The organism is Telluria sp. Soil_C_11 (assembly GCF_057657395.1).
In genome coordinates, this window is sequence record NZ_JBDGIN010000024.1 from 39,468 (window position 1) to 62,969 (window position 23,502).

General features: G+C 68.4%; 25 protein-coding genes. 13 read left to right on the plus strand and 12 right to left on the minus strand.

The window, feature by feature from the left end:
- Positions 1-3: 3 nt before the first annotated feature.
- From AC3A6M_RS23420 to AC3A6M_RS23445, 6 genes are all read right to left on the minus strand, one after another.
- Entirely contained in the window at positions 4-1,014 is a 1,011-nt protein-coding gene (locus AC3A6M_RS23420) for an SIS domain-containing protein (RefSeq protein WP_487855148.1), read from the minus strand.
- A 13-nt stretch (positions 1,015-1,027) separates the two neighbouring features.
- Complete coding sequence (gene nagA, locus AC3A6M_RS23425) at positions 1,028-2,131, minus strand: N-acetylglucosamine-6-phosphate deacetylase (RefSeq protein ID WP_487855124.1); 1,104 nt, start codon at positions 2,129-2,131, stop codon at positions 1,028-1,030.
- Positions 2,128-3,003 carry a glucosamine kinase nucleotide-binding domain-containing protein gene (locus AC3A6M_RS23430; RefSeq protein WP_487855125.1) on the minus strand — a complete coding sequence of 292 codons (876 nt, stop codon included), beginning with the start codon at positions 3,001-3,003 and terminating at the stop codon, positions 2,128-2,130. The genes nagA and AC3A6M_RS23430 overlap by 4 nt, the downstream gene beginning before the upstream one ends.
- A gap of 96 nt (positions 3,004-3,099) precedes the next feature.
- Positions 3,100-4,179, minus strand: coding sequence for an AI-2E family transporter (locus AC3A6M_RS23435; RefSeq protein ID WP_487855126.1), 1,080 nt, complete (start codon positions 4,177-4,179; stop codon positions 3,100-3,102).
- A gap of 30 nt (positions 4,180-4,209) precedes the next feature.
- Complete coding sequence (gene htpX, locus AC3A6M_RS23440; RefSeq protein ID WP_487855127.1) at positions 4,210-5,079, minus strand: protease HtpX; 870 nt, start codon at positions 5,077-5,079, stop codon at positions 4,210-4,212.
- A gap of 146 nt (positions 5,080-5,225) precedes the next feature.
- Positions 5,226-5,546 carry a Dabb family protein gene (locus AC3A6M_RS23445; RefSeq protein ID WP_487855128.1) on the minus strand — a complete coding sequence of 107 codons (321 nt, stop codon included), beginning with the start codon at positions 5,544-5,546 and terminating at the stop codon, positions 5,226-5,228.
- 240 nt (positions 5,547-5,786) lie between these two features.
- Between AC3A6M_RS23445 and AC3A6M_RS23450 the strand changes: the two genes are divergently transcribed.
- A complete protein-coding gene (locus tag AC3A6M_RS23450; RefSeq protein ID WP_487855129.1) occupies positions 5,787-7,814 on the plus strand; it encodes an acyltransferase family protein in 2,028 nt (675 codons plus the stop codon).
- Here AC3A6M_RS23450 and AC3A6M_RS23455 read toward each other — a convergent pair.
- The 3 genes from AC3A6M_RS23455 to AC3A6M_RS23465 all read right to left on the minus strand — a co-directional run bounded on the left by AC3A6M_RS23455 (position 7,811) and on the right by AC3A6M_RS23465 (position 11,608).
- Positions 7,811-8,194 (minus strand): GFA family protein, encoded by a 384-nt coding sequence (locus AC3A6M_RS23455; RefSeq protein ID WP_487855130.1) that lies wholly within the window; start codon positions 8,192-8,194, stop codon positions 7,811-7,813. The genes AC3A6M_RS23450 and AC3A6M_RS23455 overlap by 4 nt on opposite strands.
- A gap of 2 nt (positions 8,195-8,196) precedes the next feature.
- Positions 8,197-10,176 carry a CocE/NonD family hydrolase gene (locus AC3A6M_RS23460; protein WP_487855131.1) on the minus strand — a complete coding sequence of 660 codons (1,980 nt, stop codon included), beginning with the start codon at positions 10,174-10,176 and terminating at the stop codon, positions 8,197-8,199.
- Between the two features lie 79 nt (positions 10,177-10,255).
- Positions 10,256-11,608, minus strand: a complete 1,353-nt coding sequence (locus AC3A6M_RS23465; RefSeq protein WP_487855132.1) for a GIN domain-containing protein — start codon at positions 11,606-11,608, stop codon at positions 10,256-10,258.
- Between the two features lie 155 nt (positions 11,609-11,763).
- On the opposite strand from AC3A6M_RS23465, the gene AC3A6M_RS23470 reads away from it, so the two are divergent.
- The 9 genes from AC3A6M_RS23470 to bufB all read left to right on the plus strand — a co-directional run bounded on the left by AC3A6M_RS23470 (position 11,764) and on the right by bufB (position 18,729).
- Positions 11,764-12,588: a metal-dependent hydrolase gene (locus tag AC3A6M_RS23470; protein WP_487855133.1), complete on the plus strand. Its 825-nt coding sequence runs from the start codon at positions 11,764-11,766 to the stop codon at positions 12,586-12,588.
- Positions 12,589-12,663: 75 nt separating this feature from the next.
- Positions 12,664-12,849, plus strand: a complete 186-nt coding sequence (locus AC3A6M_RS23475) for a hypothetical protein (RefSeq protein WP_487855134.1) — start codon at positions 12,664-12,666, stop codon at positions 12,847-12,849.
- The gene (locus AC3A6M_RS23480) at positions 12,831-13,331 is read left to right on the plus strand and encodes a hypothetical protein (protein ID WP_487855135.1); all 501 of its coding nucleotides are present in this window, start codon (positions 12,831-12,833) and stop codon (positions 13,329-13,331) included. Before AC3A6M_RS23475 ends, AC3A6M_RS23480 begins: the two co-directional genes overlap by 19 nt.
- Position 13,332: 1 nt before the next feature.
- A complete protein-coding gene (locus AC3A6M_RS23485; RefSeq protein ID WP_487855136.1) occupies positions 13,333-14,940 on the plus strand; it encodes an ExeA family protein in 1,608 nt (535 codons plus the stop codon).
- Position 14,941: 1 nt separating this feature from the next.
- A complete protein-coding gene (locus AC3A6M_RS23490; RefSeq protein WP_487855137.1) occupies positions 14,942-15,787 on the plus strand; it encodes a general secretion pathway protein GspB in 846 nt (281 codons plus the stop codon).
- Entirely contained in the window at positions 15,774-16,328 is a 555-nt protein-coding gene (mobB, locus tag AC3A6M_RS23495; RefSeq protein ID WP_487855138.1) for a molybdopterin-guanine dinucleotide biosynthesis protein B, read from the plus strand. Before AC3A6M_RS23490 ends, mobB begins: the two co-directional genes overlap by 14 nt.
- Before the next feature lie 63 nt (positions 16,329-16,391).
- Positions 16,392-16,583, plus strand: coding sequence for a YjfB family protein (locus AC3A6M_RS23500; protein ID WP_487855139.1), 192 nt, complete (start codon positions 16,392-16,394; stop codon positions 16,581-16,583).
- 180 nt (positions 16,584-16,763) lie between these two features.
- Entirely contained in the window at positions 16,764-17,045 is a 282-nt protein-coding gene (locus AC3A6M_RS23505) for a BufA1 family periplasmic bufferin-type metallophore (protein WP_487855140.1), read from the plus strand.
- Positions 17,046-17,049: 4 nt separating this feature from the next.
- Positions 17,050-18,729 (plus strand): MNIO family bufferin maturase, encoded by a 1,680-nt coding sequence (gene bufB / locus AC3A6M_RS23510; RefSeq protein WP_487855141.1) that lies wholly within the window; start codon positions 17,050-17,052, stop codon positions 18,727-18,729.
- Positions 18,730-18,764: 35 nt separating this feature from the next.
- On the opposite strand, the gene AC3A6M_RS23515 is transcribed toward bufB, so the two are convergent.
- From AC3A6M_RS23515 to fumC, 3 genes are all read right to left on the minus strand, one after another.
- Positions 18,765-19,031: a DUF883 family protein gene (locus AC3A6M_RS23515; RefSeq protein ID WP_487855142.1), complete on the minus strand. Its 267-nt coding sequence runs from the start codon at positions 19,029-19,031 to the stop codon at positions 18,765-18,767.
- Between the two features lie 190 nt (positions 19,032-19,221).
- On the minus strand, positions 19,222-19,434 hold the full coding sequence (locus tag AC3A6M_RS23520; protein ID WP_487855143.1) for an RNA-binding S4 domain-containing protein: 213 nt from the start codon (positions 19,432-19,434) through the stop codon (positions 19,222-19,224).
- A 173-nt stretch (positions 19,435-19,607) separates the two neighbouring features.
- The gene (gene fumC, locus AC3A6M_RS23525; protein ID WP_487855144.1) at positions 19,608-21,002 is read right to left on the minus strand and encodes a class II fumarate hydratase; all 1,395 of its coding nucleotides are present in this window, start codon (positions 21,000-21,002) and stop codon (positions 19,608-19,610) included.
- A 94-nt stretch (positions 21,003-21,096) separates the two neighbouring features.
- Here fumC and AC3A6M_RS23530 point away from each other — a divergent pair, with 94 nt between their 5' ends.
- The 3 genes from AC3A6M_RS23530 (at position 21,097) to AC3A6M_RS23540 (ending at position 23,381) form a co-directional block, all read left to right on the plus strand.
- Entirely contained in the window at positions 21,097-22,239 is a 1,143-nt protein-coding gene (locus tag AC3A6M_RS23530) for a type IV pilus assembly protein FimV (RefSeq protein ID WP_487855145.1), read from the plus strand.
- A gap of 370 nt (positions 22,240-22,609) precedes the next feature.
- On the plus strand, positions 22,610-22,987 hold the full coding sequence (locus tag AC3A6M_RS23535) for a winged helix-turn-helix transcriptional regulator (RefSeq protein WP_487855146.1): 378 nt from the start codon (positions 22,610-22,612) through the stop codon (positions 22,985-22,987).
- 76 nt (positions 22,988-23,063) lie between these two features.
- Positions 23,064-23,381, plus strand: coding sequence for a DMT family transporter (locus AC3A6M_RS23540; protein WP_487855147.1), 318 nt, complete (start codon positions 23,064-23,066; stop codon positions 23,379-23,381).
- Positions 23,382-23,502: the final 121 nt, after the last annotated feature.

The window sequence follows — 23,502 nt, forward strand, 5'->3', positions numbered from 1 at the left end:
TGTTCAATTCGTCCTGGTGACCTTGCTGAGGTGGCGCGGCTGGTCCGGGTTCAGGCCGCGCGCCTTCGACAAATGCGCCGCCATCACGTAGAAGGCCTGGATCGCCACGATCGGGTCGAGGTCGGGCGTGCTCGCCACCGGCAGGTCGAGGTCGCGGCCCGGCACGTCCTGCGGCGCGGCCAGCAGCACGCGCGCGCCGCGTCCGCGCATCTCGTCGGCCAGCGCCACCAGGCCGGCCTGGGCCGGGCCGCGGGTCGCGAAGATCAACAGCGGATAGCCTTCCTCGATCAGCGCCATCGGGCCGTGCTTGATCTCGGCGCCGGAGAAGGCTTCGGCCTGCAGGGCCGAGGTTTCCTTGAACTTCAGGGCCGACTCCAGCGCCACCGGGAAGCTGATGCCGCGGCCGACCACCATGATGTTGCGGCTCGGGGCCAGGACCTCGATCGCCTTCGACCAGTCGGCTTGCGCGGCGCGGCCGAGGGCATCGGGCAGGGCCTGCAGGCCCTCGCGCAGTTCGTCGTCGCCCTGCCATTCGGCCACCAGGCGCGCGCCCGCGGTCAGGCTCGTGATGAAGCTCTTGGTCGCCGCCACCGATTGTTCCTTGCCGGCGTGCAGGGGCATCGCCCACTCGGCGGCCTTGGCCAGCGGCGACTCCACGTCGTTGACCAGCGCGACCGTGGTGGCGCCGCCGTCGCGGAAGTAGCGGATCGGCTCGACCACGTCCGGGCTCTGGCCGGACTGCGAGATCGACACCGCCAGCGTGCCCCTGGTCTGCAGCGGCGATTTGTACAGCGTCACCAGCGACATCGGCAGCGAGGTCACCAGGCGGCCCAGGCGCGCCATGGTCAGGTAGGCGAAGTAGCTGGAAGCGTGGTCCGAGCTGCCGCGCGCCACCGTCACCACGTTGTGGAAGTTGGTCGAGCGCAGGCGCCGGCCGAGCTCCGCATAGCGTTCGACGTCGTTCGACAGTTGCAGGGCGACGCAATGGGCGGCGGATACGGCTTCTTCCAGCATCAGCGAGGTGGCATCAAGGCTCACACACTTCTCCTTCGATATAAACGGCTTTGAGGTTCAAATTGCGGTCGAGGACGACCAGGTCGGCAAAGCAGCCCGGCGCCAGGCGCCCGCGGCGGCTTTCGCCTAGATAATCAGCGGCGTTCGTCGACACGCGGCGCGAGGCGTCTTCGATCGACAGGCCGATCGACACCAGGTTGCGCAGCGCCTGGTCCATGGTCAGCGTGCTGCCGGCCAGGGTGCCGTCGGCCAGGCGCACGCCGCCCATGCACTTGTGGACGACCTGGCGGCCCAGCATGTACTCGCCGTCCGGCATGCCGGCGGCGGCGGTCGAATCGGTCACGCAGAACAGCTTCGGGATGCTGCGCAGCGCGACCTTGATCGCGCCAGGGTGCACGTGCAACAGGTCGGGGATGATCTCGGCATATTCGCCATGCGCCAGCGCGGCGCCGGCCATGCCGGGTTCGCGGTGGTGCAGGCCGGGCATGGCGTTGAACAGGTGGGTGAAGCCGGCGGCGCCGTGCTCCAGCGCCTTGACGCCATCCTCGTAGGAACCGGTGGTGTGGCCGATCTGCACGCGGATGCCGGCGTCGGCCAGCTGGCGCACCAGGGCCAGGTGGCCGTCGATCTCCGGCGCCACGGTAATCAGGCGCATCGGCGCCTGGTCGTTGAAACGGTTCACCTCCTCCATCGACGCTTCGCGCGCGAACGGCGGCTGGGCGCCCAGCTTGCCCGAGTTGATGTACGGGCCTTCGAGGTGCACGCCGAGGATGCGGGCTTCGTTCTTGCCGCGCTCCTTGCAGGCGGCGCCGATGGCGCCCAGGGCGCGCTCGATGTCCTCGACCGGGGCGGTCATGGTGGTGGCCAGCAGGCTGGTGGTGCCGTGCTTCGCGTGCAGGCGCGCGATCACGTGCGGGGCGTCGCCGCCTTCCATCATGTCGCGCCCGGCGCCGCCGTGCACGTGCAGGTCGATGAAGCCGGGCAGGATGTAGTCGTCGCCGTTATCCGCCGGGTCGCAGGCCTGGCCGTCGATGGCGGCGATGGTGTTGGGTTCGCCGGGAGCGAGGCGGACTTCGCCGCGGATCCAGCCGTTGGGAGTAAGGATGTTGCCTTTCATTGGATCTCTTTCATGATCATGCGGAGTGCGCCGGCCGCCGAATCGCCCTGCGGCGCGGTGGTGCGGGCCAGCAGGAGGGCGGGCAGGAAGTCGCGCAGGGCGGCGCCCAGGCCGCCGCACAGGGCCAGCGGCAGCTTGCCTTCGGCGTCGAGGGCATGGGCGATGGCGGCGACTTCGCTGCCGGCGTCGAGCAGGATGGCGCGCGCGACCGGGTCGGCGGCCTCGGTGCTTCCGTGCTGCAGCACCAGCGGGGCCAGGCTGGCGTAGGCGGTCTGGGTGGCCTTGCCGAGCCAGGCCTGGATCGCGTCGCGATGGCCGCCGCAGGCCTCGATGACGCTGTCGGCGAAGGGAGTGCGTACGCGGCGGCCGTCCAGCACCTGTTCGATGTGGCCGATGGCGCGCAGGCCGATCCAGCCGCCGCTGGCTTCGTCGCCGGCCGGGAAGCCCCAGCCGCCGACTTCGCGCCGGCTGCCGTCCGGGTACAGCGCTTCGCCGACGCTGCCGGTGCCGATCGCGACGATGGCGCCGGGCGCGCCGCCATGGGCGCCGATCAGGGTCGTGAAGCCGTCGGTCTCGAGGCGGAGCGCCGCATAGCCGGGATTGGCGGCCACGAATTCGGCGGCCCATTGTTTGTTGTGCACGCCCGCGAGGCCGAGGCCGATCGCGACGCGGTCGAGGGAAGGTTGCGGCAGGCCGGCCGCCGCGAAGGCCGCGGAGGCAGCCTGCTGGACGGCGTCCCAGGCGCGGGCGATGCCCAGGCCCAGGCCGGAAGGGCCGGCGGCGCCCTGGGCGATTTCCGTACCATCGGCACGTGCAAGGCGCACCCGGGTACCGGTGCCGCCGCCGTCGACGCCGAGAATAAAGTCGATCATGTTGATGCTTGTGCCGGGAAGGTCAGCGCACTATAGGAGTGGCTGTCAAGCTTGTCAACAGGTATTTAAGTGGTATGCACCGATCCCGTGCACGTATCAGCTAAGTTGCTGATCCTTAAGGGGGTGACTGGTATTGTCAGTGGTATTGTCCGGGCGGCCGGCGCGCAGCCAGCCGAACAGGATCGCCATCATGAAGGGTCCGACGAACAGGCCGATCACGCCCAGCGTGGAGACGCCGCCGAGCAGGCCGAACAGCACGGCCAGGAAGGGCAGGTTGACGCGGTGGCCGATCAGCTTGGGACGGATGAACTTGTCGACCATGAACAGCTCGATGGCGCCCCAGCTGAACAGGCCGAGCGCGGCGCCCGAGTGGCCCTGTCCCAGCAGGAGCAGGGAAACCAGGGTGAAGGACAGCGGCGCGCCGCCCGGCACCAGGGCCATGTAGCCGGTGAGCACGCCCAGCAGGGCCGGCGCCGGCGCCCCGGCCAGGGTATAGGCGATGCCGAGCACGACGCCTTCGAGGATGGCGACCGAGCACAGGCCCAGCGCGGTGCCGCGCACCGACAGCGGGAACACCCAGCGCAGCGTGGCGTAGTGGGCCGGCAGCAGGCGCTCACCGGCGCGGTCGACGTAGCGCACCACGGACGGGCCGTGCACGTACAGCATGAACAGGGTAAGGAGGGCCAGGAACAGGTACAGGGCGTTCGCCAGGATGTTCGAGCCCCAGGTGCGGGCGGCGCCGGTCAGGTGCGGCATGATGTCGCCGACCGTGCTGCGCGCCAGGATGCTGATCCCGCCCGGCTGGGCCAGGTGCTCGTTCCACCACTTGATCGCCGGCTCGGCCACCAGCGGCAGGCGGGCCAGCCAGGCCGGCACCGGGACCCCGTCCGCGTTGAGGTGGACCAGCAGGTTCTGCACGCCCGCCAGCTCGCTGCTGAGGGAATTGAACAGCAGGATCGACGGACCGGCGAAGGCCGCCACCAGCAGCAGGACCAGGAAGGCGGCGCTGAGCGGCCGCGGCCAGCCGCGCCGCAGCAGGCGCTCGTGCAGGGGCCAGGTGATCACCGCCAGCAGGCCGGCCCAGGCGAGGGAGCCCAGGAAGTGCTGGAGCACGAGCGCCAGTCCGATCGCAAACAGCAAGGGCAGCGCGGACTGCGCGAGTGGCGAATACCGCATGTGTTTCCTGGTCTCCTTCGTGAGCCCGTCTTACGCGCGCTGCAGGGCCGCGATGCGCTCTTCGCAGGACGGGTGGGTGCTGAACAGGGACAGCATACCACCGCCGGCGATGCCGGAGGCCGCCATATTCCGCGGCAGCTCGCCCTGCTCGAGGCCGCCCAGGCGGCGCAGCGCCGCGATCATCGGGCGCGGAGTGCCCATGATCTTGGCCGAGCCGCGGTCGGCGCGGAACTCGCGCTGGCGCGAGAACCAGGCCACGATGATGCTGGCCACCAGGCCGAACAGCAGGTCGCAGACCACCGAGGTGATCGTGAAGGCGATGCCAGGGCCGCTGCTTTCCTCGTCGCGGCGCAGGAAGCTGTCGACGAAGTAGGCGACCACGCGCGCCAGGAACACCACGAAGGTGTTGACCACGCCCTGGATCAGGGTCAGCGTGACCATGTCGCCGTTGGCGATGTGCGCCACCTCGTGCGCCAGCACGCCTTCGATTTCCTCGTGCGTCATCGATTGCAGCAGGCCGGTCGACACCGCCACCAGCGACGCGTTCTTCGTCGCGCCGGTGGCGAAGGCGTTCGGCGCGCCCTCGTAGATGGCGACTTCCGGCATGGCGATGCCGGCGCGCTGGGCCTGCGCGGCGACCGTGTTCATCAGCCACAGCTCGGTCGCGTTGGACGGCTGCTGGATCACGCGGGCGCCGGTCGACCACTTGGCGATCGGCTTCGACATCCACAGCGAAATGAAGGCGCCGCCAAAGCCCATCAGGGCCGCGAAGCCGAGCAGGGCGCCCAGGTTCAGGCCGCTGGCGCTCAGGTAGCGGTTAACGCCGAGCAGGCTTGCCGAGATGCCCAGCACGAGCATGATGGCAAGGTTGGTAGCGAGAAAAAGAAAGATGCGTTTCATGATTGCTTACCCATGGAGGTTATGTTTCCAAGGCGGAAGCATAAGGCAAGCTGGCTATCGGAAAAATGGAAGTTTTTGGAATGGTGACTTCGGAAAAACCGAAGTTCAGGTGGCGCCGGCGTCAGCCACCGGCGCCGCCCGGGCGATCATTGCGCCCAGTAGTCGACCACCAGCGACTTCTCGAGGCAGGCGCCCAGCGTGTCGACGAAGGCCTGGTGCGCCGCATGCAGCAAATAACCGTTGCGGTCCTCTTCGCTGGCGAAGGTCAGCGTGAAGCAGTGGGTGAAACCCTGGTTCAGGCCTTCGGGGCTCACGTTGGTGCCCCATTCATAGGCAGTGATGCCGGGAATGAGATCCTTCAGTCGGCCGAAGCCGGCGACGACGGCATCGGTCTGTTCGACGGTGGCGCTGTCCTTGAACGCAAACAGGACGACGTGGCGCAGGGTGGCGGAGGTGTTCAGGCTCATGGTTCGGTCGTGGCGAGGGATGGGTTATCTTATGCATCTTACACTTGCCAACAAAATCCAGAGACACGCCATGCCCTTCGAACGTACCCGATCCTGCTCACTGATCGGGTCGAGATTCGCTATCGCCACCTGTGCCAGCGATAGTTGTTACCAACAGGCTGACGCGCACGATAGACAGTTTGTTTGACACCACATAATCGTTGAGCAAGACTGCGACGATGCGTCACGTGGGGGTGAAACATGGATGTTCGCCGGGACAGCACGGGAGTCTTTCAAGCAGGCGCCGCACACGCGATCACCTATCGGCCGGACATCGACGGCTTGCGCGCCGTCGCCGTCGGCCTGGTGGTGCTGTTCCATGCCTGGCCGAAGTGGCTGCGCTCCGGCTTCATCGGCGTCGACGTGTTCTTCGTCATCTCGGGTTTCCTGATCACCTCGATCATCCTGAAGGACCTGAAGCGCCGCGAGTTCACCATCCGCGGCTTCTACGTGCGCCGCGTCCGGCGCATCTTCCCGGCCCTCATCACCGTCGTCCTCGCGACCCTGGCCTTCGGCTGGTACGTGCTGCTGCGGCAGGAATTCAGCCAGCTGGGCAAGCACATCGCGGCGGCGGCGGCCTTCCTGTCGAATCTCGTGCTGTGGAGCGAGGCCGGCTACTGGGACAACGAATCCGTCACCAAGCCGCTGCTGCACCTGTGGTCATTGGGCGTGGAGGAGCAGTTCTACCTGGTGTGGCCGGTCATGCTGGCGCTGTGCTTTCGCGTGCGCTTCGGCATCCTGGCCTTCCTGGCCCTGACCCTGACCGGGTCCTTCCTGTACGGGCTGTACGCCACCTTCCATCATCCGGCCGAAGCCTATTTTTCGCCGGTCTCGCGGTTCTGGGAACTGGCGTCCGGCGGCCTGGTGGCGTATGCGATGACCAAGAAAAGCCCGCTGCTGCCGATGCCCTGGCTGGTGTCGGCGATCGGCCTGGCGTTGCTGGCGCTGGGCGCGGTCTTCATCAAGGGGCAGGCCGATTTTCCCGGAGCCTGGGCGCTGCTGCCGGTACTGGGCACCTGCGCCCTGATCGCCGCGGGCAATACCTCCTTCATCAACCGGCGCCTGCTCGGCAACCGGCTGATGGTGAAGATCGGCCTGGTGAGCTATCCCTTCTACCTGTGGCACTGGCCGCTGCTCTCGTTCGGCTACATCATCGAAGGCGAGAAGCCGCATCCGGCCATGAAGGCCACGCTGGTGCTGGCGGCGCTGGCGCTGGCCTTCCTGACCTGGCACCTGGTGGAGCGGCCGGTGCAGAAGGCGCCGGACCGGAGACGCGCGATCCAGGGACTGGTCGTGGCGATGGCCTGCTTCGGGGTGCTCGGGATGATGGTCAAGGCCGGCCTGCTGCACGAGCGCATGCAGGCCACCGGCGTGGCCCGCTACATGGGGGCGCTGAACGATCTCGGCTTCCCCGATCCGGCGATGAAGCCGCTGCGCTACCACGGCTCGCTGTTCCAGCAGCTCGCCGGGCAGGGCAGGGGCACCACGGTGCTGATCGGGGATTCGGTCATGGAGCAGTATGCGCCGCTGGTCTCGGAAGGCTTGCGCGACGCCCGCTTCGACCGCGGCAAGGTGATCTTCGCCACCCAGGGCGGCTGCCTGCCGATCGAGGGCGCGGTGCGCCTGCCGCGGCTGCGCTATCCGACCTGCACGACGTCCGTCGGCGACGCCTACCGGCTGGCGGCATCGGCGGACGTCGACACCGTCGTGATCGCGGCCTCGTGGTACGGCTATTTTGCGGACTGGCAGGTGGACGTCCAGATGCCGGTCGGCGGCAGCCTGCAGGCCTTCCCCGCCAAAGGCGCGCAGCAGGCGGCCTACGCCACGCTGGAACAGTCGATCGGACGCCTGGTCGGCGCCGGCAAGCGCGTCTACCTGATCCTGCAGCCGCCTTCGGGCAACCTGTTCGATCCGCGTTCGATGATCACCGGTTCGCGCTTCGGCGAGATGAAGCCGCGCACCGACATGGAGCCGTTCCGCGTCGACCGCTTCTACAAGGACAACGCGGCGCCGCGCCAGCGCCTGCTGCAGATCGCGCAGGCGACCGGCGCGATTCCCATCGACCCGGTCGACACCATCTGCAAGGACGGCATCTGCCCGACCGTGAACACGGCCGGCGAACCGATCTACACCGATCCGGTGCACATGCGGCCTTTCTACGTGCGCAGCAAGGTCCGTTACCTCGATCCGGCCCTGAACGGCAGCGACAAAGGCATGGCGATGCGCTAGAGGTCCCAGTTGTCGTTCCTGCCGTCGAGGTGGCGGACCGGCGCCGCCGCCAGTTCGTCGGCCGTCACGTCATCGAGGCAGTGCACGCTGACCGCCACGTAGGGACCCCAGCGCTTTGATGCGCCCTTGCCGAAGGGGCGTACGCCGCAGGTCGCGCAAAAGAAGTGCTGCTCGGTGCGCGTATTGCAGCGGTACTCGGACAGCGCGTCGGCGCCCTGCAGCAGGCGGAAAGAATCCGTGGGGACGATCGCCGCCCAGTTGCGCTGCTTGGTGCAGAGCGTGCAGTTGCAGCGGATCGTCCCCTGGGACAGGTCGATATCGGCCTCGAAGCGGACCGCGCCGCAATGGCAGCTGCCGCGCCGGGTCTGGAGGGCGGCCATCGTCAGCGCGCCGCGGACCTGTCCTGCACCAGCGGCAGCTCGATGTAGCTGCTGTGGTAGATCCGCTGGGTCGCCTTCTTGTAATCCTCCGGCCTGGCCAGGAAGATGTTCGGCACGAAGGTCTGCGGATTGCGGTCGTACAGCGGGAACCAGCTCGACTGCACCTGCACCATGATGCGGTGGCCCGGCAGGAACACGTGGTTGGCGGTCGGCAGGCCGAAGCGGTAGGACAGCGGCTTGTTGGCGGCCAGGGCTTTCGGCTTGTCGTAGCCTTCGCGGTAGCGGCCGCGGAAGATGTCGCCCGAGATCATCAGCTGGTAGCCGCCCATCGCCGGCTGGCTGCCCACCTGGTCCGGATACACGTCGATCAGCTTCACCACCCAGTCCGAATCGGTACCGCTGGTCGAGGCGATCAGGTTGGCGACCGGTTCGCCGCTGATCTTCACCGGCGCGGTCAGGACATCGGAGACGAAGGTGGCGACGTCGGTGCGGCCCGAGGCTTCGCGCTGGTCGTCGACCAGCCAGCGCGGCCAGGTCTGGCCCTTGGCGTCGTCGTAGCCGTAGGGCGGGATCGGGCGCTGGCGGAAGGGCACCGGCTTGGCCGGATCGGACACGTATTCGTCATAGGCTTTCGCATCGGCGGCGGCGCCCAGCACCGCCTTCTGGCCGGACGTCAGGCGCAGCGCCGTCGGTGTGATCGTGCAGGCCCCGCCGGCCTGGCCGGCGCAGCCGCTCGGCCAGGACGCCAGCTGGCGCCACTGGTTGGTGCCGGTCTCGAACGCGGTCACGGTCGGGATCTCGGGCGTGGATTCCATGCCCTTCAGGTGGCGCTCGAGGAAGGGGCGCAGCACCGCCTGGCGCCAGTACAGGGCGGTGTCGCTGCCGAACTTCAGGGCGCCCAGGCTGCTGCCGTCGCCGATCGCGCCGCCATGGTTCCACGGGCCCAGCGACAGGTGCACCAGGTTGTCCTTGTCGTTCGGCTTGATCGCCTTGTAGACGGCGACCGGGCCGTAGATGTCCTCGGCGTCCCACAGGCTGTGCACCAGCAGGGTCGGCACCGTCACCGGCTGCCTGGCCAGGATCTTGTCCATCGCCTGCTGCTGCCAGAAGTCGTCGTAGGCCGGATGCTGCACCACCTTGCGCCAGAAGCCGCTCTGTTCCAGGCCGCGCCGGCGCGCCAGCTCGCCGCTTGAACCGGCGCGCATGTACATGTCGTAGTCGTCGTAGTTCGTCGTATACCACTTCGCGGAATTGCCGCGCGTGACCACCTGCTCCATGATGTACGAGAGGTTAATCTGGCGGAACGCGCCGTGGTGGAACCAGTCGTCGCCCATCCAGCCGTCGACCATCGGGTTCATCGGCACCGCCGCCTTCAGCGCCGGGTGCGGGTTCACCAGCGCCATCAGGGGCAGGAAGCCGTCGTAGGAAATGCCGATGATGCCGACCCGGCCGTTGGTCTCGGGGATGTTCTTGACCAGCCAGTCGATGGTGTCGTACGTGTCGGTCGAGTGGTCGACCGGGGTCGGGTTCAGCGGCCCGTGCAGCGGGCGGTTCATCACGTAGTCGCCTTCCGAACCGTACTTGCCGCGCACGTCCTGCACCACGCGGATATAGCCGCCCTGGACGATCACGTCGGCGGCGTTGTCGTAGCCGCTCAGGATGCTCTCCATGTCCGAGCTCTCGGCGTGGCTGGTCAGGCTGGCCGCGTCGTAGGGCGTGCGGGTCAGCAGGATCGCCGCGTTCTTCGCGCCCTTCGGCACGATGATGACGGTGTTCAGGCGGGTGCCGTCGCGCATCGGGATCATCACGCTGCGCTTGACGTAGTTGAAGCCTTCGGTCGGGGCCGTGAATTCGGCCGGCGTCTCGGAGGGCAGGGCGGGATACTGCGGGGCCGGGGCCGCTTGTGGCGGCGTCTGCGCGTGGGCGAGGCCGGCGAAGGCCAGCGCGCAGGCGATGGCGAGACGGGTGCAGGGTGACTTCATGGGCGTCCTTGGTCTTGTAGCGGGGCGAAGTGTTGCCACCAATACATTAGCACAAGGACGCGCCTGGAAAGCGCCGCCGTCAGTTCGCCATATGGTGCGAACCGCTGCGGTCGACCAGCAGGTCGGTGTTGCCTTTGCCGTCCTTGCCGACCACGTTGACCGACGCGCTGCCCGGGCCGCGCACCGTGATGTCGGTCTGGCCCGCGCTCAGGCGGCGGCCTTCGAGGCTGCCGGAACCGCTGATCTGCGCGCTCACCTGGGCCACGCTGCCGTCGATGCGGGCGTCGCCGGGGCCGTCCAGCTTGAGCAGCAGGCGCTTGCCCGACATGCTGGCGGCCAGTCCGCCGGAGCCGTGCAGTTCGGCGTCCAGGGTGTCGGCGACGTTCTGCAGCCGCACGCCGCCCGGGCCGCGGCTGCGCACGACGGCCTTGTTCACCTTCAGCCGCTCGCCGTTCAGGTCGCCCGAGCCGCTCACTTCGAGGGTCAGGTCGCCGATGCTGCCGTCCAGCTGGGCGTTGCCGGGGCCGCCGAGGCGCACCTGGCTGGAACCCGCCTGCAGGCCGCGCGCGCTCAGTTCTCCGGAGCCATGGACTTCGGCGTCGAACTTGCGGATGTTCCCGGCGATGCAGGCATTGCCCGGTCCGCGCTGGACGGTGCGCGCGCCTTCGACCTGCAGCTCGCAGCCTTCGAAGTCGCCCGAGCCGCTGCTCTCCAGGTTCAGTTCGCGGCTGGTGCCGGACAGTTTCAGGTCGCCGGGGCCGCGCATCCTGGCCGTCACCTTCGCCACGCGCAGGCCGTCCGCGGTCAGGTCGCCGGAGCCGCTCAGCTGCGCGGCCAGCAGGTTGCCGACGTTGGACAGGCGCACGTCGCCGGGGCCGTGCATGTCGACTTCGACGTCGCCCGCCTGCAGGCGGCGCAGGTCGAGGTCGCCGCTGCCGCTGCTCTCCAGCGCCAGCTGGCGCACCGCGCCGCTTGCGCGCAGGTCGCCGGGGCCGGTGCTGGTGACGCTGAAGCGCTCGCCGCTGGCCTGGTCGAGTTCGACGTCGCCGCTGCCGCTCATCCGCAGGCTCTTCAGGCCGGCGGCGCCGATGGTGACGGTGGGGACCATCTCGCGGCGCTTGTTGAAGCCGAAGGTGAAACTGATCTTCTGGAGCGGGCGCACGACCAGCGTGCCGCCACGGACCACGACTTCCATCTCGTCGAGCTGCTTGCGTTCGCCCGATACCTGCACCGCCTGGCGGGCCTGGGCATCGATCACGACGTGGTAGGGGCCGGACAGCTCGATCGCGCTGAAGGCGCCCACCTGGCGCTGTTCGGTGACGATGTTCGTGCCCTGGGCCTGCGTTTGCGGCTGGGCGAAGCTGGCGTGGCTGGCGATGCTGGCGCAGGCGATGGCGGCGGCAATGGCGGTGAGCTTGATGGCGGTCTTCATGGTCTCGTTCTTGTCGTTATCGAAGGAATGGTCGGCGCTGCCGGGAGTCCGAACGATAGGGCAAGCCCGGCGCGTCTGCATGCGGAAACCGACGGACGCGCAAAAACGGGGTATCAACTGCAAAAGAGCGATGCTGAACGGTGTATAGTCGGCACATGTCCACGCTGACCGTCCGCAAGCTGAACGTCGACCTCTCCAGGGGCTTCGCGCGCCACTGGCTGGCGGGCGACATCTATCGCACCGCCTTCCTGAATGCGCTGTCGATGAGCTTCCCGCTCGACGAGCAGATGTTCATCGACAGCGTGCGCGCCGCGCCGCCGGAGGCCATCCGCGATCCGGCCCTGCGTGCCGAGGTGAAGGACTTCGTCGGCCAGGAAGCCAGCCACCGTTTCGTCCACCGGCAGGTCAACGCGGAACTGGCGCGCCAGGGCTACGATTACACGCTGGAGCCGGAAATCCGCAGGCGCATCGACCTGGTCTCGAAGCTGCCGCCGCTCGACCGCCTCGCCATCACCTGCGCCTTCGAGCATTTCACGGCGATGCTGGCCGACTACGTGCTGCGCCATCCGGACTGGTTCGACGGCGCCGACGCCAACATGCGCACCCTGTGGACGTGGCACGCGGCCGAGGAGAGCGAGCACAAGGCCGTGGCGTTCGACGTCTACCGCGCCGCGGGAGGAGGCTACCGGAAGCGGGTGCTCTGGTACCTGCACGTCTGCCTGATCTTTTTCTGGGACAGCGGCCGCCAGACCATCCACAACCTGCGGCGCGACCGCGCGGCCTTGCGCCGGAGCACCTGGGCCAGCGCGGCGCGCACCTGGTTCGGGCGCCGGGGCCTGATCTGGCACCTGCTGAAGCCGGGGCTGGACTACCTGTCGCCGCGCTTCCATCCCTGGCAGCATGACAATCGCGCCCTCCTGCAGATGTGGCTCGAGCGCAACGACGCCGCCGTCCGGGAGATCGGCAGCACGCCGGCCTGAAGCCGCTGGCGTGCCGCCCGTGGCCGGATTCCGGTGCGAATGTCATAATGGATGGCTAGTGCAAGGAGACCACAAGTGATTCGCTATTTGGGCACGCGCAAGAATGCGGAAGGTGCCTCCGTTTATGTATTCATCGTCAACGGCATGGAGAAGGAAGTGCGCGAGCACGCCCTCAAGCAGCATCCCGGCTGCTACGATGCGCTGCCGGCATCGGTGAAGGCGAAGATCGCCGCCAATCGGGCATGGCTGTCCAGGTTGTGACCCTGTCGGCCAGGACGGCGCTCCTGTCGCTGCTCCTTGCATGCGCGCCCGGCCTGGCGTCCGCCCAGGACAAGCAGCCATCCACCTTCGGCACCGTGATCGGCAACGCGCTGCTGTGCCGGGACCAGATCGACAACCGGTATTTTCATTCCTGGCTGGCCGCCCATTTCGGGGCGCCGTACAGGCACGAGGGCGGGGCCTACTGGTTCCGCACCGGCGAGGCCACGCTGTGGGGCACGCCCGTCACCGAGGTGATGGTCGGCGACGACACCAGCGAAACGGTGTTCGTGGCCGCGGTGGCCGAGGCGCCGCCGGACCAGCTCGAGCAGGCGATCCGCGCCGCCGCCGGCGTGCGCCACCTGGCGGCGGATGGATCTCCCTATCCCTTGCGCATATCCGCCCCCGGCAGCACGATCGCCTACTACAATGGCAAAAGCAAAATATACTGCGCGAAGTTCAAACCGCTGCCGCAGGGGCGCTAGCATGTACACCGACTACTTCAACCTGAAGCAACAGCCGTTCTCGATCGCGCCCGATCCGCGCTACCTCTTCATGAGCGAGCGCCATCGCGAGGCGCTGGCCCACCTGCTGTACGGGATCGGCAGCGGCGGCGGCTTCGTCCTGCTCACCGGCGAGATCGGCGCCGGCAAGACCACCGTGTGCCGCTGCTTCATCGAGCAGATTCCCGACAACTGCCGCCTGGCCTACATCTTCAACCCGAAGCTGACGGTCGAGGAGCTGCTGCTGACGATCTGCGACGAGTTCCGCATCGCGCTGCCGCCGGCGTCCGCCGGCACGCTGGGCGTCAAGGGCTACGTCGACGCCATCAACGGCTACCTGCTCGACAGCCACGCCCAGGGCAACAACAACGTGCTGGTGATCGACGAGGCGCAGAACCTGTCGCCGCAGGTGCTGGAGCAGCTGCGCCTGCTGACCAACCTGGAGACCAGCGAGCGCAAGCTGCTGCAGATCATCCTGATCGGCCAGCCCGAGCTGCGCACCATGCTGGCCCAGCCCGAACTGGAACAGCTGGCCCAGCGCGTGATCGCGCGCTACCACCTCGGCCCGCTCACCGCTTCCGAGACCGGCGCCTACGTCGCGCACCGCCTGACGGTGGCGGGTGCGCATCCGGGCAATCCGATCCCGGGCGCGCTGGCGCCGCTGATCCACCGCCTCACGAACGGGGTGCCGCGCCGCATCAACCTGCTGTGCGACCGCGCGCTGCTCGGCGCCTATGTCGAGAACAGCCGCGAGGTGACGCCGAAGATCCTGCGCCGCGCCGCACAGGAAGTGTTCGCCGGCGAAGCCGCTCCACAGCGCGCGCCGATGCGCTGGCCGCTGGTGGCGGGCGGGGTGCTGGCCGGGGCCGCGATCAGCGCGGCGGCCTGGCAGGCGGTGCCGCATGCGCCGGCGCCCGCGCCCGCCGCTGTCGCCACCGCGGCCAAGCCGCGTCCCCAGCCCATCGCCAAACCCGGGCCGGCGGAGCCGGCGCCGGCCAGGCCGCTGCTGCTGGCCACCCAGACCGAAGCCCTGCGCGAGCTGGGCACGCTGTGGGGCCAGCAGTTGCCGACCGAGGAACCCTGCCAGGGCGCGCCGAAGCTGAACCTGCGCTGCTACCAGGGGCGCGGCGGCCTGTACGAACTGCGCCTGCTCGACCGTCCGGCCATCATCGCCCTGCACGACGGCCAGAAGCTGGGCTACGCGGTGCTCACGGCGATCGACGAGAACAGCGCCACCCTGAGCGTCAACGGCCAGCGCCAGACGGTCAGCCTGGGCGCGCTGGCAACCCGCTTCGACGGCGAGTACACGACTTTATGGAAAGTGCCGCGCGCCTTCCGCGAGGAAGTGCATCCCGGCGACGCCGGTCCCGACGCCGACTGGATCGCCGGCCGCCTGGCGGAGTTGAACGATGCGGCGCCGCCGCGCACCGACCAGCCGCTCGACGAGGCCACGCGCCGCCTGCTGCGCACTTTCCAGGCCAGGCAGAATCTGAAGGCGGACGGCGTGGCCGGCCCGCGCACCTATATGCGCCTGAACCAGCTGAGCGGGGTCGACGAGCCGCGCCTGCTGGCTGCCGGAACGGGAAAATAATATGTCATACATCCTCGAAGCCCTGAAGAAGGCGCAGGCCGAACGCCAGCTGGGCAACGCGCCGACCATCCACGCGCCGCAGCCGGCGCAGGCGGCCCAGCCGGGCCCGGGCGCCAGCCGCAAGCCGCTGCTGATCGGCCTGGGGGCGGGTGTGCTGGTGCTTGCCGCCGGTGCGCTGTTCGTGTGGCAGCGCGGGCCGTCGCCGGCAGCGCCGGTCGCCGCGCCAGTTGCCGGTACTGCGGGCGGGCAGGCGGGTGGGCAAGCGCCTGCCGCGGTGCTTGTGCCTTCCGGCCAGTCCAGGCCGGACGCAGCGGTCGCCGCCGCGCCAGCCGGTGCTCCCGCCCCGATGCCCGCTGCCCGCGCTCCGGCTCCGAAGACGGCGACGGGCGCCGCGGACACGCTGATCGTCAGCGCGCCGCCGGCGCCGCCGCGTCCCGCACATGCGGCCGAGCCGTCCGCGCCCGCCGCAGCGCCGGCCGCCGGCAGGGCAGGGACGGACAGCCTGGCGTCCGCCGCGCCGCCGCGTGCTCCGGCAGCAGCCGCCGCGCGGGTGGTTCCGCCGCCGGCTGCCCCGGCGCCGCGCGCCGCGGTCGCGCCGCCCGCTCCGGCGCCGGAAGACAGCCTGCCCTACCTGCACCAGCTGCCCGACGCGATCCAGCGCGAGGTGCCGCGCGTGAGCTTCGGCGGCTATATGTACTCGGCCAACCCGGCCGACCGCCTGCTGCTGGTCGACAAGGCCCTGCGCCACGAAGGCGAGGAGGTCGCGCCCGGACTGGTGCTGGAGAAACTGCTGCCGAAGGCGGCGGTGATGAATTACCGCGGCGTGCGCTACCGTGTCGCTTACTGACGCGGGCGGCGCGGCCGGCCGGGCGGAGCAGGGCCTGGTGCTGGGCGTGGTCGGCTGGTCCGGCAGCGGCAAGACCACGCTGCTGGAATACCTGGTCGGCCAGCTGGCGGCCGAAGGCTTGCGCGTCAACCTCATCAAGCACAGCCACCACGATATCGTGCTCGAGCCGCCGCACAAGGACAGCGCGCGCCTGCGCACGGCCGGTGCGGCCGAGGTGATGATCGCCTCGCCGTTCCGCTTCGCGATCCAGCACGAACTGCGCGGCGCCGCCGAGCCTTCGCTCGAGGAACTCCTGGCGCGCCTGGCGCCGGCCGACCTGACCCTGGTGGAGGGCTACAAGTGGGCCGCGATTCCCAAGATCGAAGTGTTCCGTCCCGAGCTCGGCCGTACGCCGCTCTACCCGGAGGACGTCCATGTGGCCGCGGTGGCGTCCACCGTCCCGGCGCCGCCCGGCCTGGCGAAGGATGTCGCCTGGCTCGACCTGGACCAGCCGGCGGCGGTATTGCACTGGATAAAACAACGCCTGGCGAGCGCGCCCTAAAGTTTTTGCCGGACCTGCCGTTACAGGGATATCCCGCATTGGGCCCACCACCAGGAGACCGTCATGGACGTCATGGGAATTGCCAAGCTTTCCACCAGCATTGCCGACACCGGTATCCGCCAGGATGTCAGCATCGCCATGCTCAAGCGTGCGCAGGAGCTCCAGGCGTCCACCGCCACCCAGTTGCTGGACGCCGTGCAGCCGGCGCAGAACCTGCCGGAACACCTGGGCAAGAACGTCAATACCACGGCCTGACCGGCAAAAAAATCAACCGGGCGCGTCAACAGAACCGGCGCCCGGCGCGTTATCCACTCCACGTACCCGGCGCGAGGGCAGGCCGCACAATAGACCCGCTCTTGCCGCCACCATCGCTGCCACGCGCAGCCGCACAAGGCCGTCCCCGCCGGCGTACGCATTCCGAAGGAAATCTCATCGATGAATAAACGACAAGCACTGCTTGCCGCCGCGCTCGCGAGCGTGTGCGCCGCGAACGCCTCCGCCAACGGCCAGATGGGCATGCAGCCCAAGGGCGAACAGGAAAAATGCTATGGCGTGGCGAAAGCCGGCCAGAACGATTGCGGCACCGCCACCCACGGCTGCGCAGGCCAGGCGGCGGTCGACAACGATCCGGCCGAATGGCGTAACGTTCCCAAGGGCAGCTGCGAAAAGGCCGGCGGCAAGCTGACCCCGCCGAAGCAGGCCAAGCCAGGCCAATAAGACCGTGGCGCAGGCGCATCCGGTGCGCGGCGTCGGCATCGGCCTGCGCGTGCCGCACTACCGGCGGATGCTCGAACAGCGCCCGGCAGTCGGCTGGCTCGAGGTCCACACCGAAAACTACCTGGCCCGCTCGGGCTGGGACCGGCATGTGCTGTCGTCGCTGCGCCAGGATTATCCCGTCAGCCTGCACGGCGTTGGCCTGGGCCTGGGCTCGGTGCACGGTTTTTCCGAAGATCACCTGGAGCGCGTGCGCGCGCTCGCCGACGCGGTCGAGCCGGCGCTGGTTTCCGAGCACCTGAGCTGGGGTGCGCTGCGCGACCGCCAGCTCAACGACCTGCTGCCGCTGCGCCTGGATGCCGCGGCCCTCGACCTGGTCGCCGCCCGCGTCGAACGGGTGCAGGAGGTGCTGCGGCGCCGGCTGCTGGTCGAAAACGTCTCCACCTATCTGCGCTTTGCCGGCGACGCGCTGAGCGAAGCGGAATTCCTCGCTGCACTCGCGCGCCGCACCGGCTGCGGCATCCTGCTCGACGTGAACAACCTCTATGTCAACCAGTGCAACCACGGCGAGGATGCCGTCGCGGCCCTGGATGCCCTAGCGGGCTTGCCGCCGGGCACGGTCGGCGAGCTGCACCTCGGTGGCCATCTCGTCACGGACCTGGCCGTCATCGACCACCACGGCGACCGCATCGCGCCGCCCGTGTGGGACCTGTACCGCGCGGCGCTGGCGCGCTTCGGCGCCGTGCCGGCCCTGGTCGAATGGGATACGGACGTGCCGGCGCTCGAGGTGCTGCTCGACGAAGCGAAGGAAGCGGAACGGGTTGCCGCGGAGGTCGCGCGCGCGCCTGCGCACGTGGCGGCGTTTGCCGGGCAGCTTGCGGCAGTTCGGGCGTTGCCGGCCGCAAGGGATGGCGAACTGGACGAGTTGCAGCAGGCCTTTGGTGCCGCCCTCGCCGACGCCGCTCGCGCGCCCCGGCTGGCGCCCCGGCTCAAGGGCGATCCCGCCCGCCTCGGCATCTACCGCGCCAACCTCGGCAGCGCCTGGCGCCGCGCGCTGGCCTCGGCCTATCCGCTGCTGCGCCGGCTGCTGGGCGAGGAGGCTTTCGATGGCCTCGCGCGCGCCTACGGCCGCGCCCACCCGGCGCAGGATCCGGACCTGAACCGCTTCGGTGCCGGGCTCGCCGATTTTCTGCCGGACGACGACGAGCGCCCCTGGCTGCCGGATCTCGCGCGCCTCGAATGGCTGATCCACGCATCGTGGTATGCGCCGGATGCGCCCGCGTCTCCCGATGGCGGCCCGCTGTCGGTGCTGGCAAGCCTGGGCCCCCGGCAGTTCGAGGCCAGCCGCGCCGTCCTGCACCCCTCGCTGCACCTGTATTCGTCGGACTGGGCCACGGCCGCGCTGTGGCTGTCGGCGCAGCCGGATGGCCCGCCGTCGCCGGCCGTAATGGAGTGTCCTTGCCACGCCCTGATCCTGCGCGCGCGCTGGCAGGTGAGCTTACGCGCGATCGACCCGGCGGAAGCCGCAGCGCTGGCGCGGCTGGCAGGCGGGGAGAACTTCGGCGCCGCCTTCGATGCCGCGTTCGACCTGGACGAGGAGGCGCCGATCGCGGCCTGGCTGGACGGCTGGCTGAAGAGTGGCGTGCTGGCGGGGATCGTTCGGGAAGCCGGCCCGCCCTCGGCGTGAGGCGGGCCGGCGCAGGTGCGGTGGCCCTGGGTGATTCAGTGATAGCGGAAGGCGCGCAGGATGCGCTCTTCGCCGGTCTTGTCGTGGTGCAGTTCGCTGGCGGCCCGGGTGGCTTCGATCATCCGGGACAGCTGTTCCTCCTCGAAACGGGCCAGTTCCTCGTTGGCCGCATTCAATGCCATGGCGAGCTTGGCACGTGCGCTCTGGTACACCAGGCCGGTGTAGTGGTCGGTGTTCTTGAGCAATTCTTCCGCATTTTCGATGACGAGACGCAGGTCGCCGATCAGCCTCTGCTGCGTCATTGAGCTTGGGTCTGGGGTATCCATCTTTCTCACCTTTTGCCGAAGTACGTCTTCAATATAGAGAAGGAGGACTGCCCAAGTTTGTCAGCGCGCAAACGTCACCCCTACAGCCGGGGACGGCTAATCCGGTGCGACCGGCAGGTGCATCCGGCGGGACGCACCACTTTTTTGTGAGCGGAAGCGGAACTTTTTAGCGGACAGTGATCCGCACATCGCCCACGCTCACGACCTGGCCGGCACGGATCTTGGCAGTCTTGCGCAGTTCCTTCTTGCCGTCGACCGACACCACGCCGCTGGCCACCATGTTCTTGCCGGCACCACCGCTGTCGACGAAGCCGACGAGCTTGAGCAGCTGGTTGAGTTCGATGAACTCCGATGTCAGTTCAAAAGTTGTTGTTTGCATTCTATCCTCGGTTAAAAATGGGCGGCGTACCGTTGAGTTCGTCCCTAAAACGTCGTCGCCGCCCCAAATACGTCGTCCCCGCGAAGGCGGGGACCCAAGTTCTGCGTGCAATAACGAAACGCGGACAAAACTTGGGTCCCCGCCTGCGCGGGGACGACGGTAATCGCTTGACCTTAAGCCTGTTCCGGCCGCGTCATCTCGATCGGCACGATCCACCGGTCGAACTGTTCCTCGCTGACGAAGCCGGACTGCAGCGCCGCCTGGCGCAGGGTCGTGCCGTCGTGCTGCGCGGTCTTGGCGATCTGCGCGGCGCGATCATACCCGATATGCGGGGCCAGGGCGGTCACCAGCATCAGCGACTGCTCCATCAGCTCGCCGATGCGCTTGCGGTTCGGCTCGATGCCCTGGGCGCAATGCTCGTCGAAGGAGCGCATGCCGTCGGCCAGCAGGCGCGCGCTCTGCAGGAAATTGTGGGCGATCATCGGCTTGAACACGTTCAGCTCGAAGTTGCCCTGCGAGCCGCCGACGGTGATGGCGACGTCGTTGCCGAACACCTGGCAGCACAGCATCGTCATTGCCTCGCACTGGGTCGGATTGACCTTGCCCGGCATGATCGAGCTGCCCGGCTCGTTCTCGGGAATGGTGATCTCGCCCAGGCCGGAGCGCGGGCCGGACGCCATCCAGCGCACGTCGTTGGCGATCTTCATGAGGGCCGTGGCGAGGGTCTTGAAGGCGCCGTGCGCCAGCACCATCGCGTCGTGGCCGGCCAGGGCCATGAACTTGTTCGGCGCGCTCTTGAATTGCAGACCAGTACGCGAGGAAATCTCGGCAGCGATGCGCGGCGCGAATTCCGGATGCGCGTTCAGGCCCGTGCCGACCGCGGTGCCGCCGGCCGCCAGCTGCAGCAGGCCGGGCAGGGCGGCCTTGATCGCCTGCTCGGCGAATTCGAGCTGGGCGACGTAGCCGGAGAATTCCTGGCCCAGGGTCAGCGGGGTCGCGTCCTGCAGGTGGGTGCGGCCGATCTTGACGATGCCGGCGAAGTCGCGCGACTTCACCTCCAGCGTGCCGCGTAGCCTGGCCAGCGCCGGCAGCAGGTCCTTGGCGACGGCGGTGGCGGCCGCCACATGCATCGCGGTCGGGAACATGTCGTTCGAGGACTGGCCCATGTTCACGTGGTCGTTCGGGTGCAGCAGGCGCGCCTCGCCGCGCTCGCCGCCCATCAGCTCGGAACCGCGGTTGGCCAGCACCTCGTTCATGTTCATATTGCTCTGGGTGCCGGAGCCGGTCTGCCAGACCGACAGCGGGAACTCGCCCGCATGGCGTCCCTCGAGCACCTCGTCGGCGGCGCGCATGATGGCGTCGGCCTTGTCCTGGGGAAGTTTGCCGAGCGAACGGTTGACGGCGGCGGCGGCACGCTTGACCTGGGCCAGCGCGGCGACCAGTTCCGGCGCCATCTTCTCGCTCGAAATGTGGAAGTGATGCAGCGAGCGCTGGGTTTGCGCGCCCCACAGCTGGCCGGCCGGCACGTCGATCGGGCCGAAGCTGTCCTTCTCGATCCTGTTTTCCATAGACTCGTCCTGACTTTTTGTTAGTTGGGAGGTATCGCTAAAGAGTGTACCGCAATGGCCGTTAAAGACGTTGAGGCTCCAAATCCGTCATCCTATGCTCCGCTGCTCCCGCCATTTCCTGTCCATCCTTGCCCTTTCCAGTGTGTTCGGCGCCGCCAGTGCCGCCGAACTGGGCGAGGCGCGGGTGTCTTCCCACATCGGGCAGCCGCTGGTGGCCGACATCGAGCTGACGATGATCGACGATCCCTCGGCGGCCGTGGGGGTGCGCATCGCCAGTCCCGAGGTCTACAGCGGCGCCGGCATCGCGATGCCGCCGGTGCTGGCCAGCGTGACCCTGTCGGTGATGCGGCGCGATGGCCGCCAGTTCCTGCACGTGACCTCGCTGCGGCCGGTCGACGGCGAACACCTGCACCTCTACCTGGAACTGCAGGACAAGGGCCAGCGTGCGGTGCGCCTGGCCACGCTGTGGCTGACGCCCGATCCGAATCCGGCGCCGCCTCCGGTGTCGGCACCGGTGCGCGCCGAACCGGCACCCATTCCGGCGCCCCCGGCCGTGGCCGTGCCGGCGCCCCGTCCACCTGCCGCGCGCAAACTTGAAGAAGAGGGCGCGAAGCGTCTGCAGCCGGCTCCCGCCAGGGCGCGGCCGCCTGCCAGGGCGCCAGCCGGGGCCGTCCGCGAGGCACCGAAAGGGGACGCCCAGGCGCTGCCCATCCATGCACCGCCGGCCGCGCCGGCCGCCTGCGCGCAACAGGCTGAGCAGGCCAGGGTCTGCGCCGCGCTCGACGCCAGGAATGCCGCGCTCAAGACGCAGATCGGCACGCTGGAAGGGAAGGTGAAAGCGCTGCAGTCCACACTGGGTGTGCCGGCGCCTGCCGCTCCGGCGCCAGCGCCAGCGCCTGCTGCCACGCCCGCTCCCGCTGCCACGCCCGCGCCCGCCCGCGAGGCGGCCCACGAACCGGCTGGACCCAAGCCCATCCATGCGATCAAGCCGCTGGTGCCGCGCAAGCCAAAGGCGCCGGCGCCCGAACCGGAGGCCGGCCTGCCCTGGGGCTGGATCGGCGGCGGGACAGGCCTGCTGCTGGCGCTGGCCGGCGCTTTCCTGCTGCTGCGCCGCCGCGCCAGGACCGTGCGCAACGTCGACATTCCGGCCGGCCCACGCCTGGTCGACCGGCTGCGCGGGAGCTTTACGCCGCGTGCGAAATCCGCCTCGAAAGCGGTCGAACCGAGCCTCGAATAGTTGCGCACAAACATGTCTACACAAGATTAAAATTTGCGTTATACTGACTCGCATGTGATCGTTATGACCACAAAACGGCTCAGGATCCGGCGCAGCCACCACCGATAGCGTGGCGCGGAAACCGGATGATCGTTGAAGAAACGCCTGTACCCGGAAGCGGTTTGCCAGCCTACAGTGGCGGCGGACGCCGGAAGCAACCGGCAAGAGGCGACGCCAGGGGATGCCTGGTGATCGCTCTCCCCCATTCCCGAAACCCGCACGGAGCTTCCGTAGCGGGTTTTTTCTTGCCTGCGCGCACTGCCGAGCAAGGCGAACGGCCGGGTTCGCCCGCTTCGCTTACGATGTCAAGATTGGCAAGGAGAGATCATCCATGAACGACATGCCCCCGGACCACGCGCTGCGTGGCGATGTGTTTTCCGAAACCTGCCCTTCGCGCGAAGTGCTCAAGCACGTCACCAGCCGCTGGGGTGCCCTGTTGCTGGTCGCGCTGGGGGACGGCGCCCAGCGTTTCAGCGCACTGCGCCGCAAGGTCGGCGGCATCAGCGAAAAGATGCTGTCCCAGACCCTGGCCTGGCTGGAGCAGGACGGCTTCGTGCAGCGCATCGCCGATCCGGTGATGCCGCGGGTCGAGTACCGGCTGACGCCGCTGGGGGAGGAGATCAGCCGCAAGCTGGGCGACCTGCTGGAATGGATAGAACTGAACCTGGCGGGGATCCTGGCTGCACAGGGCAGGCCGCACGTCGGTTAGAATACTTCCCGTAGGACGACCTACCCCATATCGGGAACACATGCGGGACGGCCCGGCGCTTTCTGGAGGCGTTGCCATGGCCTGGGTTCTGCTGCTTGTTGCCGGTCTGTTCGAAGTCGTGTGGGCTTGTTCGATGAAGCTCTCGAACGGCTTCACCCATCTCGCGTATTCCCTCATTACCGTCGTCGCGATGCTGGCGAGTTTCGCCTTGCTGTCGCTGGCGATGCGTTCCCTGCCTTTAGGCACGGCCTATACCATCTGGACCGGCATCGGGGCGGTCGGCGCTTTTATTGTCGGCATTATGTTCCTGGGCGAGCAGCTCAGCCCGGTCCGCCTGGGCGCGGCCGTGCTGATCGTCGGCGGGCTGGTGTTGATGAAGCTTTCTGCCCACTGATCAGGCATTCACGGAATGCAGCCAACAAAAAAGGTTCTACGCGTTTGCTGGGGGAAGTTGGGATTGACGATCTGAGCAGATAGTGGTGGCGGTGGTTTGGAGTTGGTAGATTGATAGTCGC

Excerpts from the sequence above, each read along its gene's own strand:
- AC3A6M_RS23420 (WP_487855148.1), bottom strand. The coding sequence starts at position 1,014 with ATGCTGGAAGAAGCCGTATCCGCCGCCCATTGCGTCGCCCTGCAACTG.
- nagA (WP_487855124.1), bottom strand. The coding sequence starts at position 2,131 with ATGAAAGGCAACATCCTTACTCCCAACGGCTGGATCCGCGGCGAAGTC.
- AC3A6M_RS23430 (WP_487855125.1), bottom strand. The coding sequence starts at position 3,003 with ATGATCGACTTTATTCTCGGCGTCGACGGCGGCGGCACCGGTACCCGG.
- AC3A6M_RS23435 (WP_487855126.1), bottom strand. The coding sequence starts at position 4,179 with ATGCGGTATTCGCCACTCGCGCAGTCCGCGCTGCCCTTGCTGTTTGCG.
- htpX (WP_487855127.1), bottom strand. The coding sequence starts at position 5,079 with ATGAAACGCATCTTTCTTTTTCTCGCTACCAACCTTGCCATCATGCTC.
- AC3A6M_RS23445 (WP_487855128.1), bottom strand. The coding sequence starts at position 5,546 with ATGAGCCTGAACACCTCCGCCACCCTGCGCCACGTCGTCCTGTTTGCG.
- AC3A6M_RS23450 (WP_487855129.1), top strand. The coding sequence starts at position 5,787 with ATGGATGTTCGCCGGGACAGCACGGGAGTCTTTCAAGCAGGCGCCGCA.
- AC3A6M_RS23455 (WP_487855130.1), bottom strand. The coding sequence starts at position 8,194 with ATGGCCGCCCTCCAGACCCGGCGCGGCAGCTGCCATTGCGGCGCGGTC.
- AC3A6M_RS23460 (WP_487855131.1), bottom strand. The coding sequence starts at position 10,176 with ATGAAGTCACCCTGCACCCGTCTCGCCATCGCCTGCGCGCTGGCCTTC.
- AC3A6M_RS23465 (WP_487855132.1), bottom strand. The coding sequence starts at position 11,608 with ATGAAGACCGCCATCAAGCTCACCGCCATTGCCGCCGCCATCGCCTGC.
- AC3A6M_RS23470 (WP_487855133.1), top strand. The coding sequence starts at position 11,764 with ATGTCCACGCTGACCGTCCGCAAGCTGAACGTCGACCTCTCCAGGGGC.
- AC3A6M_RS23480 (WP_487855135.1), top strand. The coding sequence starts at position 12,831 with ATGGCTGTCCAGGTTGTGACCCTGTCGGCCAGGACGGCGCTCCTGTCG.
- AC3A6M_RS23485 (WP_487855136.1), top strand. The coding sequence starts at position 13,333 with ATGTACACCGACTACTTCAACCTGAAGCAACAGCCGTTCTCGATCGCG.
- AC3A6M_RS23490 (WP_487855137.1), top strand. The coding sequence starts at position 14,942 with ATGTCATACATCCTCGAAGCCCTGAAGAAGGCGCAGGCCGAACGCCAG.
- AC3A6M_RS23500 (WP_487855139.1), top strand. The coding sequence starts at position 16,392 with ATGGACGTCATGGGAATTGCCAAGCTTTCCACCAGCATTGCCGACACC.
- AC3A6M_RS23505 (WP_487855140.1), top strand. The coding sequence starts at position 16,764 with ATGAATAAACGACAAGCACTGCTTGCCGCCGCGCTCGCGAGCGTGTGC.
- AC3A6M_RS23515 (WP_487855142.1), bottom strand. The coding sequence starts at position 19,031 with ATGACGCAGCAGAGGCTGATCGGCGACCTGCGTCTCGTCATCGAAAAT.
- AC3A6M_RS23520 (WP_487855143.1), bottom strand. The coding sequence starts at position 19,434 with ATGCAAACAACAACTTTTGAACTGACATCGGAGTTCATCGAACTCAAC.
- fumC (WP_487855144.1), bottom strand. The coding sequence starts at position 21,002 with ATGGAAAACAGGATCGAGAAGGACAGCTTCGGCCCGATCGACGTGCCG.
- AC3A6M_RS23530 (WP_487855145.1), top strand. The coding sequence starts at position 21,097 with ATGCTCCGCTGCTCCCGCCATTTCCTGTCCATCCTTGCCCTTTCCAGT.
- AC3A6M_RS23535 (WP_487855146.1), top strand. The coding sequence starts at position 22,610 with ATGAACGACATGCCCCCGGACCACGCGCTGCGTGGCGATGTGTTTTCC.
- AC3A6M_RS23540 (WP_487855147.1), top strand. The coding sequence starts at position 23,064 with ATGGCCTGGGTTCTGCTGCTTGTTGCCGGTCTGTTCGAAGTCGTGTGG.